This is a genomic window from Mycobacterium sp. 48b, assembly GCF_048282725.1.
Taxonomy (GTDB): domain Bacteria; phylum Actinomycetota; class Actinomycetes; order Mycobacteriales; family Mycobacteriaceae; genus Mycobacterium.
In genome coordinates, this window is sequence record NZ_JBLVUL010000001.1 from 5,026,396 (window position 1) to 5,041,830 (window position 15,435).

Annotated in this window: 18 protein-coding genes and 1 pseudogene; 13 read left to right on the plus strand and 6 right to left on the minus strand. The window is 67.1% G+C overall.

Annotated elements, in window-relative coordinates:
- Positions 1 to 39 precede the first annotated feature (39 nt).
- From ACNQR1_RS24525 to ACNQR1_RS24535, 3 genes are read left to right on the plus strand one after another with little or no spacing between them, the layout of a single operon-like run.
- Positions 40 to 354, plus strand: a complete 315-nt coding sequence (locus ACNQR1_RS24525; RefSeq protein WP_418048271.1) for a putative quinol monooxygenase — start codon at positions 40 to 42, stop codon at positions 352 to 354.
- Entirely contained in the window at positions 355 to 1,182 is an 828-nt protein-coding gene (locus tag ACNQR1_RS24530; protein ID WP_418048272.1) for a mycofactocin-coupled SDR family oxidoreductase, read from the plus strand.
- Positions 1,179 to 2,048 carry an SAM-dependent methyltransferase gene (locus ACNQR1_RS24535; protein ID WP_418048273.1) on the plus strand — a complete coding sequence of 290 codons (870 nt, stop codon included), beginning with the start codon at positions 1,179 to 1,181 and terminating at the stop codon, positions 2,046 to 2,048. The genes ACNQR1_RS24530 and ACNQR1_RS24535 overlap by 4 nt, the downstream gene beginning before the upstream one ends.
- Here ACNQR1_RS24535 and ACNQR1_RS24540 read toward each other — a convergent pair.
- On the minus strand, positions 2,045 to 2,452 hold the full coding sequence (locus ACNQR1_RS24540; protein ID WP_418048274.1) for a group III truncated hemoglobin: 408 nt from the start codon (positions 2,450 to 2,452) through the stop codon (positions 2,045 to 2,047). The two genes, ACNQR1_RS24535 and ACNQR1_RS24540, sit on opposite strands and share 4 nt — an antisense overlap.
- A gap of 73 nt (positions 2,453 to 2,525) precedes the next feature.
- Between ACNQR1_RS24540 and ACNQR1_RS24545 the strand changes: the two genes are divergently transcribed.
- Both ACNQR1_RS24545 and ACNQR1_RS24550 read left to right on the plus strand, forming a co-directional pair.
- Complete coding sequence (locus tag ACNQR1_RS24545) at positions 2,526 to 3,167, plus strand: helix-turn-helix transcriptional regulator (protein ID WP_418048275.1); 642 nt, start codon at positions 2,526 to 2,528, stop codon at positions 3,165 to 3,167.
- Positions 3,167 to 3,604, plus strand: coding sequence for a hypothetical protein (locus tag ACNQR1_RS24550; RefSeq protein ID WP_418048276.1), 438 nt, complete (start codon positions 3,167 to 3,169; stop codon positions 3,602 to 3,604). The genes ACNQR1_RS24545 and ACNQR1_RS24550 overlap by 1 nt, the downstream gene beginning before the upstream one ends.
- On the opposite strand, the gene ACNQR1_RS24555 is transcribed toward ACNQR1_RS24550, so the two are convergent.
- From ACNQR1_RS24555 to thyX, 4 genes are read right to left on the minus strand one after another with little or no spacing between them, the layout of a single operon-like run.
- Entirely contained in the window at positions 3,590 to 4,264 is a 675-nt protein-coding gene (locus ACNQR1_RS24555; RefSeq protein ID WP_418048277.1) for a hypothetical protein, read from the minus strand. The genes ACNQR1_RS24550 and ACNQR1_RS24555 overlap by 15 nt on opposite strands.
- Before the next feature lie 47 nt (positions 4,265 to 4,311).
- Positions 4,312 to 5,988, minus strand: coding sequence for a ribonuclease J (locus ACNQR1_RS24560; protein WP_418048278.1), 1,677 nt, complete (start codon positions 5,986 to 5,988; stop codon positions 4,312 to 4,314).
- Positions 5,988 to 6,890, minus strand: a complete 903-nt coding sequence (gene dapA, locus ACNQR1_RS24565) for a 4-hydroxy-tetrahydrodipicolinate synthase (protein WP_418048279.1) — start codon at positions 6,888 to 6,890, stop codon at positions 5,988 to 5,990. The genes ACNQR1_RS24560 and dapA overlap by 1 nt, the downstream gene beginning before the upstream one ends.
- 22 nt (positions 6,891 to 6,912) lie before the next feature.
- Positions 6,913 to 7,665: an FAD-dependent thymidylate synthase gene (gene thyX / locus ACNQR1_RS24570; RefSeq protein WP_036445051.1), complete on the minus strand. Its 753-nt coding sequence runs from the start codon at positions 7,663 to 7,665 to the stop codon at positions 6,913 to 6,915.
- A 184-nt stretch (positions 7,666 to 7,849) separates the two neighbouring features.
- Between thyX and ACNQR1_RS24575 the strand changes: the two are divergent.
- From ACNQR1_RS24575 to ACNQR1_RS24605, 7 genes and pseudogenes are all read left to right on the plus strand, one after another.
- Positions 7,850 to 8,710, plus strand: a pseudogene (locus tag ACNQR1_RS24575) (hypothetical protein); the annotation flags it as partial.
- 18 nt (positions 8,711 to 8,728) lie between these two features.
- Positions 8,729 to 8,938 carry a DUF4926 domain-containing protein gene (locus tag ACNQR1_RS24580; RefSeq protein ID WP_418050483.1) on the plus strand — a complete coding sequence of 70 codons (210 nt, stop codon included), beginning with the start codon at positions 8,729 to 8,731 and terminating at the stop codon, positions 8,936 to 8,938.
- Positions 8,939 to 9,450: 512 nt separating this feature from the next.
- Entirely contained in the window at positions 9,451 to 9,732 is a 282-nt protein-coding gene (locus tag ACNQR1_RS24585; RefSeq protein ID WP_418048280.1) for a hypothetical protein, read from the plus strand.
- Positions 9,733 to 9,803: 71 nt separating this feature from the next.
- The gene (locus ACNQR1_RS24590) at positions 9,804 to 10,589 is read left to right on the plus strand and encodes a DUF4239 domain-containing protein (protein WP_418048281.1); all 786 of its coding nucleotides are present in this window, start codon (positions 9,804 to 9,806) and stop codon (positions 10,587 to 10,589) included.
- A gap of 100 nt (positions 10,590 to 10,689) precedes the next feature.
- The gene (locus tag ACNQR1_RS24595) at positions 10,690 to 11,301 is read left to right on the plus strand and encodes a TetR/AcrR family transcriptional regulator (protein WP_418048282.1); all 612 of its coding nucleotides are present in this window, start codon (positions 10,690 to 10,692) and stop codon (positions 11,299 to 11,301) included.
- Positions 11,298 to 12,374, plus strand: coding sequence for a DUF1214 domain-containing protein (locus tag ACNQR1_RS24600; RefSeq protein ID WP_418048283.1), 1,077 nt, complete (start codon positions 11,298 to 11,300; stop codon positions 12,372 to 12,374). Before ACNQR1_RS24595 ends, ACNQR1_RS24600 begins: the two co-directional genes overlap by 4 nt.
- A complete protein-coding gene (locus ACNQR1_RS24605) occupies positions 12,371 to 13,618 on the plus strand; it encodes a sulfotransferase family protein (RefSeq protein WP_418048284.1) in 1,248 nt (415 codons plus the stop codon). Before ACNQR1_RS24600 ends, ACNQR1_RS24605 begins: the two co-directional genes overlap by 4 nt.
- A 16-nt stretch (positions 13,619 to 13,634) precedes the next feature.
- Here ACNQR1_RS24605 and ACNQR1_RS24610 read toward each other — a convergent pair whose 3' ends face one another.
- Positions 13,635 to 14,423, minus strand: coding sequence for a FadR/GntR family transcriptional regulator (locus ACNQR1_RS24610; RefSeq protein WP_418048285.1), 789 nt, complete (start codon positions 14,421 to 14,423; stop codon positions 13,635 to 13,637).
- Between the two features lie 69 nt (positions 14,424 to 14,492).
- On the opposite strand from ACNQR1_RS24610, the gene ACNQR1_RS24615 reads away from it, so the two are divergent.
- Positions 14,493 to 15,422 (plus strand): proline iminopeptidase-family hydrolase, encoded by a 930-nt coding sequence (locus ACNQR1_RS24615; RefSeq protein WP_418048286.1) that lies wholly within the window; start codon positions 14,493 to 14,495, stop codon positions 15,420 to 15,422.
- Positions 15,423 to 15,435: the final 13 nt, after the last annotated feature.

The window sequence follows — 15,435 nt, forward strand, 5'->3', positions numbered from 1 at the left end:
CTCGTCCAGTTTCGGCACTCATCGAGGAGTTCTGCACCTATGCCTGTTGTCGTCGTCGCCACCATGAAGGCCAAGCCCGAATCCGTCGACGCAGTGCGCGAGGCCTGCACCAACGCCGTCGGCGCGGTCCACGACGAGCCGGGCTGCCAGCTGTATTCGCTGCACGAAGCCGACGGCACCTTCGTCTTCGTCGAGCAGTGGGCCGACGCCGATGCGCTCAAGGCCCACAGCACCGCCCCGGCGATCGGCACCCTGTTCGGCTCGATCGGCGAGCTGCTCGACGGCGCCCCCGATATCAAAATGTTGCAACCCGTCGTCGCGGGTGACCCCGCCAAGGGACAGCTGCGCGCGTAGATGAACGCCGAAGCCCCCCTGGCCGGGAAGGTCGCGTTCATCACCGGTGCCGCGCGCGGCCAGGGGCGGGCCGAGGCCCTGCGGCTGGCCACCGACGGGGCCGACATCATCGCGATCGATCTGTGCGACCAGATCGAGTCCGTGCCCTATCCCCTGGCCACCCCCGATGATCTGGCCGCCACGGTCAAACTCGTCGAGGAGACGGGCGCACGGATCGTCGCCACGCAAGCCGACGTCCGCGACGAGCAAGCTCTGCGAACGGCGCTGCAGGCAGGGGTTGACCGACTCGGCCGGCTCGACATCGTCGTCGCCAATGCCGGGATCGCCCCGATGCAGTCGGGTCCCGACGGCTGGCGCGACGTCATCGACGTCAACCTGACCGGCGTACACCACACGGTCGAGTCGGCGATGCCGATCATGGTCGACCAAGGCGACGGTGGGTCGATCGTGTTGATCAGCTCGGCGGCCGGCCTGATCGGCGTCGGCGGCGGCGACCGCGGCTCGCTCGGCTATACGGCCGCCAAGCACGGGGTGGTCGGCCTGATGCGGGCATACGCCAATTTCCTGGCCCCACACAGCATCCGGGTCAACTCAATCCACCCCACCGGCGTGGACACCCCGATGATCAACAACGAGTTCACCCGGGACTGGTTGCGCCACATCTCCGAGGAGCTAAACGCTCCAACGGATTTCGCCAACGCACTGCCGGTTCAGGTGGTCCAGGCCGAGGACATCGCCAATGCGGTGGCCTGGCTGGTGTCGGACCAGGCGCGTTATATCACCGGCGTCACACTGCCCGTCGATGCCGGCATCGTCAACAAGCGATGAGCGATCCCGTCGCCGCAACCGCGATCGGCCCGATGGTGCTGGCCGCCGTCGAACAGTACGAGCCCGTACAGCGACGGCTGGTCGACGACGATCTGGCGTGCGCGTTCCTGTCGCCCGGCCTGCGCGCCTTCACCCGGACCACACGCTGGTCCGTTGCCCGCAGGCTCCTGATCGGGGCCACCGAGCGCTCGGGTCCGGGCTTGTGGGCGAACCTGACCTGCCGCAAGCGCTACATCGGCGACAAGCTCACGCAGGCGTTGGCGGACATCGACGCCGTGGTTGTTCTCGGCGCCGGCCTGGACACCAAGGGCTACCGGCTCGCCCGGCACAGCACGATCCCGGTGTTCGAAGTGGACCTGCCGGTCAACATCGAGCGCAAGCGCGCGGTGGTGCGCCGTGCGCTGGGAACCGTGCCGGACTCGGTGCGCCTGGTGCCGGTGGATTTCGAAAGCGACGACCTGGCAGCCGAACTCGCCAGGCACGGGCACGTCAGTACCCACCGCACCTTTTTCGTATGGGAGGGCGTGACGCAGTACCTGAGCGCCGACGGGGTCAGGTCGACGTTCGAGTTCCTCCGCTCCGCGGCACCGGGGAGCCGGTTGGCGTTCACGTATGTCCGCAGCGATTTCATCGACGGCACCAACCGGTACGGGGCCGAATCGTTGTACCGGCGGTTCCGGGTTCGCAGCCGGCTGTGGCAGTTCGGACTGAATCCGGACCGGGTGGCGGGCTTCATCGAGCCCTACGGCTGGCAGCTGCTCGAGCAGGCCGGGCCCGATTACCTGACCGAGCACTACATTTCACCGTCGGGCCGGAATCTGACCGCCTCGCAGGTGGAATGGACGGCGTTCGCCGAAAAGCGTTAGCAGGCAACCAGAGCGTCGAGCTCGGCGGCATCGACGCCGGCCAGTCGCCGGTGCATGGCCTTGGCGATGCGCCCCGCCTGGAGCTTGGCCCGCTCGGCGTGCGGCCCCTCGAAGAGCTCGTCGACGGTGTCGGTCCACAACGTCAGCCAGCGCACGAAATGCTGCGCCGACAACGGATGTCGGGCATGCAGCTCGCGGTGCACGATCAGGGCGCTGCGCTGGTAGAGCCCGGCCCGGAAGAGCACGGTCTCCCAGAAGTCGCACATGACGGGCAGATGGGATCGCAGGCCCTTGGCGCGCAGTTCGGCGAACGGCTCGGCGAGCACCGGATCGGAGAGCGCCTTGCTGTAGAAGCGCCACAGCAACAGCTCGACATCGTCGTGGCCAGACAGGTCTTCAGCCATCGGACAGGTCCCTTCCCGGGTCGGTAGCGCGACGCTCTAGTTTCTACAACTCTTAGTTGTATAAACTCTATCCATGATCACCGCGATCGGGAAGCGCCGGGTTGACGTGCTGAGCATGCTGAAGACCTCGAGCACTCCGATGACCATCGCGCAGATCGCGGCGGAACTCGCAGTTCACGCGAACACCGTGCGGTTTCACCTCGAACACCTCGAGGCGGGCGGACAGGTGGAGCGTGTCCAACCTCACCACCGCACCCCCGGGCGTCCCCCGCAGCTGTACCGGGCGGTGCGCCGGATGGATCCGACCGGGCCGACGCACTACCGGATGCTGGCCGAGATCCTCGCCGATGGACTGGCCGCCGACGACGATCCCACCGCCAGAGCCCGTGAGATGGGTCGGGCCTGGGGACGCACGATGCCGCGACCCGACGTGGACTCCCCCGACTCCCCGGACTCCGCCGTCAGTGCCCTTGTGGCGATGCTCGACGACATCGGCTTCGCACCGGAACCATCCGACAACGGCCAACTCCGATTGCGCCACTGCCCATTTCTCGAACTTGCCCGGACCCGAGCCTCGATCGTGTGCCCGATCCACCTGGGTTTGATGCAGGGAGCGTTGGAAAGCTGGCAGGCACCCGTTGCGGTCGAGGGGCTCGACGCGTTCGTCGAGCCGGATCTGTGCGTGGCCCGCCTGGGTCCGAAAGGAGATTCATGATGAATGCCGGTCTGGCCGTCGCGGTCGCCGTGACCTTCTGCTGGCTGGGCATGGTGCTGGCGATCTCGTTCATCGAGGCGCCGCTGAAGTTCCGGGCGCCCGGCGTGACGCTGCAGATCGGACTCGGCATCGGGCGCAGAGTTTTCCGTGCGCTCAACACCGTGGAAACCGCGTTCGCCGCGGTCGTCATCTCGACTCTCGCCATGCACCGCCCTTCGGCGGCAACGATCGCGGCCTTTGCGATTGCCGTCACGGCGCTGGCCGTGCAGCTGATCGCCGTGCGGCCCAAGCTGACTCAGCGCTCGAACGCCGTGCTGGCCGTCGCCCCGGGAGAGGAAGCGGAGGGGCGCTCGCAGGCACACTACGTCTACGTCGCGTTCGAGCTCGTCAAGGTCGTCGCCCTGCTGACCGGCGGCATCCTGCTACTTGCCGGCTGACTCCGGGCTCGGCGTGGCGACCTGCACCACAACACCGTTCGAGTACGGGCGATGCGGGTCACGGGGATTCGGCTCGGGAAGAATCAAACGCCACCCCTGGTACGGGTCCTTGTCGCCGGCCACCAGGAAGCCGCCCGCGGCGCCCGGGCCCGCGAGTTCGTCGGCACTGCGAATCCGGCTGCCGGCGAACAGGTCTCCGGCCTGCGCACGCGCCGATGGATCCGCAGCCAACCGTCCGAGCAACGAGACGATCGCATCGTGGACGTAAGCCGCCTGCGCGTCGGGCAGCCCGGCGTCGATCAGAATCGCGGCCCTGGCGTCCGGAAACCCTGCCGGGTACACGTCACACAGGAGTCCGCCCCGCGACACCCGGTCGTGGAAGCGACGAATCAGGCTCGGGAGCACCAACTTGGTGGCACCGAACAAGAACGCGAACCACACTGCCACCAGCACGGTGAACACAACCATGTTCTGGTGATCACGGGTCGCGATGGCGTAGGCCGCCACGCCCAACAGGTACACGGCCGCGACAGCCATCATCGTCACGAACGCACGGATCGTATGCGGATACACCACCGCGCGCTTCACTTCGTCCGCCGAGTTCAACGGGGGAATCGGGCGGCGTCGCTCGAATGGCACCTCAGCAGCGGGACGGCTCACCAACCCAATCTAACGGCACCGCCGAGTCGCTCAGCGCACCAATTCGACTAGATCTCGATGACGGTCGGAACGATCATCGGCTGCCGCCGGTAGGTCTCGCCCACCCATTTGCCGACCGTGCGCCGGACGGCCTGGGCGATGCGAGTGGGGTCCGTGATGTTATCGGCGGCAAGGCTTTCCAGCTCGCGCTCGACATTGCGGGCCACCGGCTCCAGCGCCTTGGGATCTTCGGAGAACCCGCGCGAGTGCAGGTGGGCCGGAGCGGCGGGTTTCCCGGTCTCGCGGTGCACAACCACCGTCACCGCCACGAATCCCGAAGACAGGATGAGACGTTCGCCGAGCGTGGCGTCGCCGACATCCCCGGTGATCAATCCGTCGACGAACATCTTGCCGACCGTCACCGCACCGGAGATCGATGCCTTACCGGCCACCAGGTCCACACTCACGCCGTTCTCGGCCAGCACGATGTTCTCCGGCGGCACGCCGGTGCTCGCGGCCAGTGCCGCATTGGCCCGCATGTGCCGCCAGGTGCCGTGCACCGGCATCACATTGCGGGGACGCACACCGTTGTAGAGGAACAGCAGCTCCCCCGCGTAGGCGTGACCGGAAACATGCACGCGCGCTTGGGCATTGGTGACCACGCGGGCGCCGATCTTGGCGAGTGCGTCGATGACGCCGTAGACCGCCTCCTCGTTGCCGGGGATCAGCGACGAGGAAAGGATGATCAGATCGCCCGCGGTCAGGGTGATGCTGCGGTGCTCACCGCGGGACATCCGCGACAGTGCCGCCATGGGCTCGCCCTGGGTACCGGTGGTGATCAGGACGACCTTCTCGGCCGGCATCATCTCTGCCGCGCCGATGTCGAGGATGTCGGAGTCTGCGACGCGCAGGTAGCCCAGCTCGCGGGCGATGCCCATGTTGCGCACCATCGAGCGCCCGACGAACGAGACCCGACGGCCCAACGCCACCGCGGCGTCGACGATCTGCTGCACGCGGTCGACGTTGGACGCGAAGCAGGCCACGATCACCCGGCCCTCGGCACCTCGGATCAACCGGTGCAGCGTCGGACCGACCTCGCTCTCCGACGGGCTGACGCCCGGGTGTTCGGAGTTGGTCGAGTCACACAGGAACAGGTCGACGCCGGCGTCACCGAGCCGCGACATGCCCGGCAGATCGGTCGGGCGGCCGTCGAGCGGCTGCTGGTCGAGCTTGATGTCTCCGGTGTGCAGCACGGTGCCGGCGCCGGTGTGGATCGCGACGGCCAGGCATCCCGGGATCGAGTGGTTGACCGCGAAGTACTCGCACTCGAAGACGCCGTGCCGGCTGCTCTGCCGCTCGGCGACCTCGATGAATTCCGGTTTGATGCGGTGCTCGCGGCACTTCTCCCGGATCAGCGCGATGGTGAATTTCGAGCCGACGACCGGGATGTCGGGACGCAGCTTCAGCAGGAACGGAATCGCGCCGATGTGGTCCTCATGGGCGTGGGTGACGACGAGTGCCTCGACATCCTCCAGCCGGTCCTCGACGTGACGCAGGTCCGGCAGGATCAGGTCCACCCCGGGTTCGTCGTGCCCCGGAAACAGCACACCGCAGTCCACGATGAGCAATTTGCCCAGGTGCTCGAAGACCGTCATGTTGCGGCCGATTTCGCTGATTCCGCCCAGCGCGGTAACTCGCAGACCGCCGGGGGCCAGTGGCTTGGGGGGCGCGAGTTCGGCGGTCACTATCGCAACACCGCTGCCGCGCGCATGTCGGCGGCCAGCGCCTCGATCTCGGCATGGCTGGCGGGGATCTGCGGCAGCCGTGGCAGGCCGGCATCGAATCCCTGCAACCGCAGGCCCTCCTTGGACATGGTGACCCCGCCGAGGTGGGCCTGGGCGCGGGCCAGCGGGCCCAACGACAGGTTGATCTTGCGGGCCGTGGCGATATCGCCCGAGTTGAACGCGGTCAGCATGTCCCGCAACTGGCCGGCGGCCACATGTCCCCAGACGCTGACGAAACCGACCGCGCCCATGGCCAGCCAGGGCAGGTTCAGCGTGTCGTCGCCCGAGTAGTACGCCAGCCCGGTCTCGGCGAGGATCTGGCCGCCGCCGTGCAGATCGCCCTTGGCGTCCTTGACGCCCACGATGTTGGGATGCCCGGCCAGAGCGCGGATGGTCTCCCAGGCGATCGGGATCGAGGACCGCGGCGGGATGTCGTAGAGCAGGTTGGGCAGGTCGGTGGCGTCGGCGACGGCAGTGAAGTGCGCGAGAAGACCGGCCTGTGGGGGCCGCGAGTAGTACGGGGTCACCACGAGCAGGCCGTGTGCGCCCTCGGCGGCGCAGGCCTTGGCCAGGTGCACGCTGTGGGCGGTGTCGTAGGAACCCGCGCCGGCGATGATGCGGGCCCGGTCCCCCACCGCCTCGAGCACGACGCGCAACAGCGCGAGCTTCTCGTCATCGGTGGTGGTCGGCGATTCGCCGGTGGTGCCGGAGAGCACCAGGCCGTCGCAGCCGGCGTCGATCAGGTGGTTGGCCAGCCGAGCGGCGGTGTCGAGATCGAGCGAGCCGTCGGGCTTGAACGGCGTCACCATTGCGGTCAACACCGTGCCCAACTGCGCCGTTACATCGATTCCGCTCGTACTCACGCGCCAAGATTACCCGGTGGTCTCAAGCCTCTGTGGCCAAGGGAGACGTTGCCACCTCACTACCATCCGCCAGCGTCGAAATCTCGAAATCGGAGAACACCGCCGGAGCCGCTTCCACGAGCTCGCGCAGACAGGCGATCGCCAGCCTGCGGATCTCCACATCGGCGTGTTCACTGGCCCGCATCGCGATGAAATGGCGCCAGGCCCGGTAGTTGCCCGTGACCACGATGCGGGTCTCGGTGGCGTTGGGCAGCACCGCCCGGGCGGCCTGTCTGGCCTGTTTGCGGCGCAAGACAGCATTGGGTTGGTCGGCGAACTTGGCCTCCAGGCGTGCCAGCAGTTCGGTGTAGGTGGCGCGGCTGGCGTCGGCGGCAGCGGTGAAGATCTCCACCAGCTCCGGGTCGTCCTCGAAGCCGGGCGGCACCACCACCTCGGCGTCGTTCTCGGGCACGTAGCGCTGCGAGAGCTGTGAGTAGGAGAAATGCCGGTGCCTGATCAGCTCGTGGGTGGCCGATCGGGAGATACCGCTGATGTAGAAGGACACCGACGCGTGCTCGAGCACGGAGAAATGCCCGACATCGATGATGTGACGGATATAGCTCGCGTTGGTCGCCGTCCTCGGATTGGGCTTCGACCAACTCTGGTAGCAGGCCCTGCCGGCGAACTCGGTGAGCGCAGGTCCGCCGTCGGCATCGGTGCTCCACGGCACGTCAGGCGGCGCCTGGAATTCCGTCTTGGCGATCAGCTGCACGCGCAGCGGCGCGATCTCGGCCACTCGCCCACCCTACTGTTGCGGGGTCCGGACTGTTGACGGGTCCGGCGCGGATCGGCAGCGCGCCGATTTCCACGCCAGAGCTGTCAGTGCCGCCACAACCACGACCCTGCGGTAGAAATCGGCGCCGGTTCGCCCGGCCGCGCCTGTCGCGCTCCTACAATCGCCAGATGTCCGGCGGTTCGCAGTGCTGATCGGAGTGGCGGCCGCGTTGCTCGCGTGCGTCGGTTACGGCACCGCCTCGGTGCTGCAGTCGTACGCCGCAAGCCATTCCGTCGACGCAACCGAAACCGCAGACCGCGGCCCCACCCTGCGTTCGACGATCGGCGCGATGCTGGCCCCGGTCTTCATCGCAGGCATGGCGCTGGACTTGCTGGGTTTCGTGGGCAGCCTGGTCTCGGCCCGGTTGATCCCACTGTTCCTGTCGCAGACGATCATCAGCGCCAATCTCGTGGTCACCGCCGTGTTGAGCCTGTTCGTTCTCCACGTTCGACTCCATCGGCGCGACTGGACCGCGATCGCGATAGTTCTTGTGGCGCTGTGCATCCTGGGAGCCACCGCGGGACCCCTCGGCGACCGGGATCCCGGCGCGGTCACGCACTGGGGTGTCCTGGTGGTGTCCGCGATCATCCTCGGTCTTGGCGCCGCACTGGTCCGGCTGCTCGGGCGCAACGCTGCCGTGCCCGCGGGCCTGATCGCCGGCGTGCTCTACGGGGCGATGGCGGTGGCGATACGACTCGTCGACGGTCTCGATCCCCTGAACCTCCGCGTGCTGATCGCGGACCCGGCGATGTGGGCCGTGCTGGTCGCGGGTCTCGGCGGCTTCTACCTGTTCACCGTTGCCCTGCAGGTGGGTTCGGTGAACGGTGTGGCCGCGGCGCTGGTGGTCGGTGAAACCGTTGTCCCCGGCATCGTCGGCGTGGTTCTGCTCGGTGATGTGTCGCGGCCGGGATACGGCTGGCTGGTGGTCATCGCGTTCCTCGCGGCCGTCGGCGGTGCCGTCGCGCTCGCCGTCTCCAGCGCTGCCGAATACGAGCGGACGCAGAGTCCCGGGCCGGCCGAGCAGGTGAAGCCGGAAGAATACGGCCTGGTCCGCCTGCGGCGACCGTTGCCGGAACACAACCTGCCGGCCGGTGCGGTCGGGACCGTCGTGATGGACCACACCAGATACGCGCAGTCCGGCCTCCCACCCGCCTATGAGGTGGAGTTCACCGATTCACAGGGCAATACCGAGGCGGTCGTGACCGTCCCCGAGGAATTCCTGGACGTCATCTAGCACCGGGCTTGTCGGACCCTTCCTCTTTACTGTCCTGTTCCCCGGACACCGGGTGGCGGTTCACACCTTGGACCCTGCCCTGCCACCCGGCCCACCCACCTGAAACGGAAGGTCTCCCGATGCTACGCAAAATCGCCGGTTCGGCTGATGGCTCTGCCGGTAAGCCACACCGAAATGCACTGGCACTGTTGCTCCTTGGCGCAGCGGTCACCCTCGCGGGCTGTGTGGCCCGGAGGGCGCCGACCTGCTGGCCACGGTGACTCAGGTCCTTCCCGGCCGTAGCACGCACTAGACCGCCCCGCACCGACGGAATGGTCGCTGATCGCGGGGCAGCAACCATTCCGTCCCCGCTTGTCCCCCGTTCGGCGGATCCGGAGTTGGTCCCGGCCCCGGTCCGATCGGCGGACAGCCCACCGATCTCGATTGAAGGACGCTGAGGGGGCACTCGATATCCCTGCAGCGCACCTTATCTCCGCAGTACCGAACCGAAAGTGATCATGAGAGGAGCCACCGTGCATTACGAGATTCTGGATCTGGTGCGAGAACGCGCCAACGAGAAGGACTGGGACCTGATCTTCGACAGCGGCCCCAACGCGGAGTACCGCACCATGGTGTGGGAGCACCCCCTGCTGAGCGCTACGGGTGTGGCCACCGAACTGGAGATCGGGTTCAGCCCGGACGGTCGCATCATCTTCTCCGAGCGGCGCCTCGGCGGTGTCGCCCACAAACGGGTCAAGCCCACCAATGCCTTCGCCTCCACCGATCTCTATCTGGCGGCACTGCAGATGATCTGAACCGTCGCCTGCGGGACCAAACCGAACGATCCGCCCCGCGTCGAGAAGTGTGCTGGCATCCTGTGTCAACTATGGGCGACTTTGGGTTGTTCGGAACCTGGCTCCTGCTCGCCGTGGTCATCGTGGGCGCAGTCGGCCTGGCGGTCGGCAGCGTGCTGCTGGCCAGCCGGGTCATCGCGCGTGACACGCGACCGGAGCACAACTCGGTGTTGTCACCGTTCCTCACCGTCGTCGGCCTGGTCTACGGCGCGCTCCTCGGGTTCACCGTCGTCGTCGGATGGCAGCAATACCTGTCTGCCCAGACGAACGTGTCCAACGAGGCCTCGACGTTGGTGACCATGTACCGGCAAACGGTGGCCATGCCGCAGCCGGAACAGGCCCAGGTACGTGAGCAACTGCGCGCGTACGCGGCCGCGGTACAGGGTCCCGAATGGGGCAGGGAAGAGTTCGGCCCCATCAGCAACAACGGCCGGCACGCTCTCACCGAGATGTACCGCATCGTCGGTACTGCCAAATCGGACTCGACCGCCGCCCCGATCAACAGTCAGTTCCTCAGCCAGTTGGCCACCCTGACGTCGGACCGCAGTGCGCGCATCCTCAATTCGAGTCCGCGGATACCTGTCCTGTTGTGGAGCGCCCTGATCTTCGGCAGCCTGGTGCTGATCACGCTGGCCAGCTTCATGCGACTCGAGAATGGTCGCGCCCACATGATCCTGGTCAGCACCGTCACCGTGCTGCTGGCCTTGCTGCTCTTCCTGGTCTTCATGCTCGACCATCCGTATGGCCCGGTGGGAGTGACGCCCCAACGGTTTTCACACGCGGTGATGGTGTTCGACCTGATCGACCGCGGGACCTGATCGGCCTCGGCACCACTGCGACCACGCACCCTCTCCGCGTCGAATCGGCACGCGAATCCACCTCTTGACTCAATTACGTGACGCATCGTAACTTAATGGTGTGTCCTCGCTCACAGGCCCGGGACGGCCCCGTGATCCGCAAACCCAGCGCGACATCATGAGCGCCACCCGTCGCCTGCTGGCGCACGACGGCTATGACCAGCTGTCCATCGAGGCGATCGCGCGCGAGGCGGGCGTCAGCAGGCCCACCATCTACCGGCGTTGGCCGTCGAAGGCCCACCTGGTCTTCGACGCCGCGTTCGGCCAGCCGCCTGACGGCGAACTCCTTTCGGTATCAGGAGATTTCGAGACCGACGTTCGTGCGTTCGCCCGCGCGGTACTCACCTTCTGGCGCGACCCCGTGGTCGAGGCCGCCGCGCTCGGCATCCTTACCGAGCGCCGACGCGACCCGGAACTTCACATCCGGACCCAGCAACTGCTCGACGCCCGGACCAAGGACGCATTCCGGTCCCTGGTCTCCTCCGGCGTCGAGCAGGGCCGGGTCCACCCCGACGTCGACGCCGACATGGTCTACCAAACGTTGATCGGCACCGCGTTCTACTCCGCCCACATGGAACCGGACGTCGACGTCGACACCACCGCAGATCGACTGTGCTCCTTGCTGATCGAAGGAGCCGGACGTACCCACCCCCGAAGGAAGGACCGAGCATGACCGACAGGACCGAGCTGTCCGAGGCGTTCAACGCGCTTCTCGACGAGATGCGCGGCATCGAACAGAAGCTGCTCACCACCGAACCCGCGCTGAGTGAACCGGACCTGCTCGACGGCTACCGCCTGGCGTTCAGTGTGCTGCGGGTCAGCGTCGACGCCTACGTGTGGGGCGACCGCGACAAGCCGATCCTGGTCGACGTCATCAGCCCGTACCTCAAATGGGGCGGCGACAACTCCGACGCCTTCTATCAACTCGCTCCGCTGAACCCGGCCCGTACCTACCGGGTCACCGGCAACCGCGGCGATGCCGTCTATCTGTCGATGACCGTCTACGGCGGGCCGGGCGAGGGCCGCTACAGCGATCGCATCGTCGGCACCATCAACAATCGCGATCTCGAGTTCGACGAGGACGGGAACTTCGAGTTCGTCATGAGCCCCGAATCTCACGAGAGCTCCTGGCTCAAACTCGACGCAGACACCGAATTCGCTTTGACCCGTGACTATCTGAACGATCCGAGCACCGATCGCCGGCCGACGTGGCGGATCGAGGCGCTCGACCCACCGGCCCGGCGGTCGGACAGTGCCGCCGAGCTGGCCCGACGGTTCCGCTACGCCAGGAGCTGGCTGCACGAGCAGGTGTCCTTCCTGCCCACCAGAGTTGAACCCGCCAACCAGCTGCACCCGCCGTTCCCGGTCCCCCAGAACGCCTACGGCTGGTCGGCGGCCGACGCGGCGTATGCGATGGGCGCCTACGATCTGGAGCCGGACCAGGCCCTGATCGTCGAAGGCACCTCACCGGACTGCGTGTTCTGGAACCTGTGCCTGTGGAATCCGTTCCTGCACACCTACGACTACACCCACGAACGCGTCACGATCAACGGCGCCCACGTCACCTACGAACCGGACGGATCCTGGCGCATCGTCATCAGCGACAAGGATCCCGGCCACCCGAACTGGGTCTCGACGGCCGGGAGGCCCAAGGGCCTCATCTGGCTGCGCTGGTTCCTGCCCGACGAGACTCCCGCGCACCCGCAGTGCCGGGTGGTCGACGTGGCCGAGGTGGCGGCCCTGTGACCACCAGCATGCGACGTCCGGCGCCGATCCGGTTCGATGACCTCAGCAACCCGGTGTATCCCGCTGCAGCCCAACCTATCCGAGAAGGACTCGCCGCCTACGGCGCGAACCTGGACCTCGACCTGGACGCGATGTTGGCGGCCGCAACCGAGAGAACCGGGCTGCACGATTTCGGCGACCCTGCCTTCCGGGAACGTCTCGACGTGCTCTGCACGGCGCTGCGCGACGAAGCAGGTCTGTCCGATACCGGCGTGGCGATCGCGTTCGAGCAGTTGGTGGGCAACCTGGTCAACCGGCTGCGGTTGGAGGCGTTGATCGCCGACCATCCCGAGATCGAGGACATCGGGATCGAACGGCCGATCATCATCTGCGGTCTCCCCCGCACCGGCACCACGCATCTACACAACCTGCTCGCCGCCGATCCCGCCCTGCGGTACCTGCCCTACTGGGAGAGCCTCGAACCGCTGCCCTGCCCAGGCGAGGACACCCCCGGACCGCGCCGGGATCGCTGTGCCGCCGGCCTGGAACTGGTGAACACCTCGCTGCCGGAGTTCCGGCGGATGCATGACATGACCGTCGAGCACGCCCACGAGGAGATCCAGCTCCTGGCCAACGACATCTCGGGCATGTTGTTCGAAACCACCTACTACGTACCGAGTTTCACCGCTCACTACAAGGCACACGACCAGGCGGCGTCCTACGCGTACGTCAAGCGCAGCCTGCGGGCCATGCAGTGGCTGCGTGGAGGGAACCGCTGGGTACTCAAATCGCCCCAGCATCTGGAACAGTTCCCGACGCTGGCCGCCACCTTCCCGGACGCGACTTTCGTTGTCACCCATCGCGATCCGGTCGAGGTGACGCTGTCGATGATGACCATGATCTGCTACGCGACCCGGATGGCGGTCACGCGGCCCGACGTGGCGCAGCTGACCGGACACTGGCTGACCCGCATCGACGATCTGCTCGCCGGCTGTATCCGCGACCGCGATGCACTGCCCGCCGGGCAATCCATCGACGTGCGGTTCGACGACTTCATGGCCGACGAGCGGGGCACGCTCGCCGACATCTACCGACTCGCCGACCAGCCGTTCGGCGACGACGTACGGGCGGCGATGACCGACTTCCTCACCGAACATCCCCGCGGACGGTACGGGGGCGTCATCTATGAGGCTGCCGACCTTCACCTCGATCCGGCCGCCCTGGCCGAGCGCTTCCGGGACTACCGCGAGCGGTTCCTGGGCTAGGCACCCGGGCCGCCCGTCAGTCGGCCAGGCCCCCGGCGCGCCGCATCGCGGCCGTGATGTGTTCGAAGTCGATCGCCAGGTGTGCGCGGGCCAGCGCTTCGGCGTCGTCCCCGCGACGCCCGGCGATCGCATCGATCAGCTGTTCGTGCTCTCGCAGGGCCCGTAGTTCCATCTCGCGCATGGTCGCCGATTCACCCCACAGGTGGGCCGGTGCGGCGATGCTCACGGAGGCTTCCAACTCGAGCAGCATCTGTTTGAGCACGGTATTGCCGGCCGCATCCATGATCGCCAGGTGCAACGCGCTGTCCGCCTGCTGGGCGGCCAGACCGCTCTCGGCGCAGCGGTAAGCCTCGAGCCGCTCCCTCAACACCGCGAGGTCACGGTCGGTTCGCGCCTCCGCGGCCGCACGGCATACCGCACCGTGGATTCGGCAGATGGCATCGCAGCGGTCCCGGAGTTCGTCGAGCCGCATGGTCAAACTGCGCCCAACGGCGGCCGTCGAAGACTCCGGCCATTGCTGCAGCACGTAGGTGCCGCCGCCGCGGCCGCTGCGCCGGGTCTCCACCAATCCCAGCTCAACCAGCCGGGCCAGGGCCGCGCGTACCGTCATCCGGCCGACCCGCAGGGACGCGGCGAGCTCACGCTCGGCAGGCAGGCGCGAACCGGGCAGGTACTCGCCGATCGCCACCGCGGTGACGAGCCGGTCGGTGATCTCATCCACCCGTGACGAGGGTTCGAGCTCGCGCTCGAGCAGCCCGGGCGTGGCGCCCGCGGGCGCTGTCGTCTGCGGCTCGGGATTCCCCATGGGCACACAATATCGACGTCGCAAATTAAATCCTGATTAATGGTCTTGTCACAAGACCATTAATGGTCCATGCTGACGGCCATGCCTCGCACCAGCCGCACCGTGCCCTTCCGCGGTCATGAGACCTGGGTCCAGGTCACCACACCCGACAGCGCCCGCCCCGACGCTCTTCCGTTGTTCGTCCTGCACGGTGGACCCGGCATGGCGCACAACTACGTCGCCAACATCGCCGCGCTGGCCGACGAGACCGGCCGCACCGTCATCCACTACGACCAATTGGGCTGCGGTAACAGCACACACCTGCCCGACGCCCCTGCCGACTTCTGGACACCACAGCTCTTCGTCGACGAGTTCCACACCGTCTGCGAGGCCGTCGGCGTCGACCGGTACCACGTACTCGGACAATCGTGGGGCGGCATGCTCGGCGCCGAGATCGCCGTCCGCACCCCGGCCGGACTGGCTTCGCTGTCGATCTGCAACTCCCCCGCCTCGATGCAACTGTGGGTCGAGGGCGCCGCCGAACTCCGCGCTCAGCTGCCGCCGGAGGCCCGGGCAGCGCTGGACCGACATGAAGCCGACGGCACCGTCACCGATCCCGCGTACCTGGCCGCAACGGAGGAGTTCTACCGTCGCCATGTCTGCCGGGTCGAGCCGATGCCCAAGGACTTCGCGGACACCGTGGCCCAGATGGAGGCCGAGCCGACCGTTTACCACACGATGAACGGCCCCAACGAGTTTCATGTCATCGGAACGCTGCGCGACTGGAGCATCATCGACCGGCTGCCGTCGGTCACCGCCCCGACACTGGTCATCGCCGGCGAGTTCGACGAGGCCACCCCGGCGACCTGGCAGCCCTATGCCGACCTCATCCCCGACGCCCGCGCTCACGTGTTCGCCGGCACCAGCCACTGCACTCATCTGGAGAAACCCGAAGAGTTCCGCTCGGTGATCGCCGAGTTCCTGAATCAGCACGATCTGGCCGCTGCCGCCCGGGTCTGACCTACATCCCCCT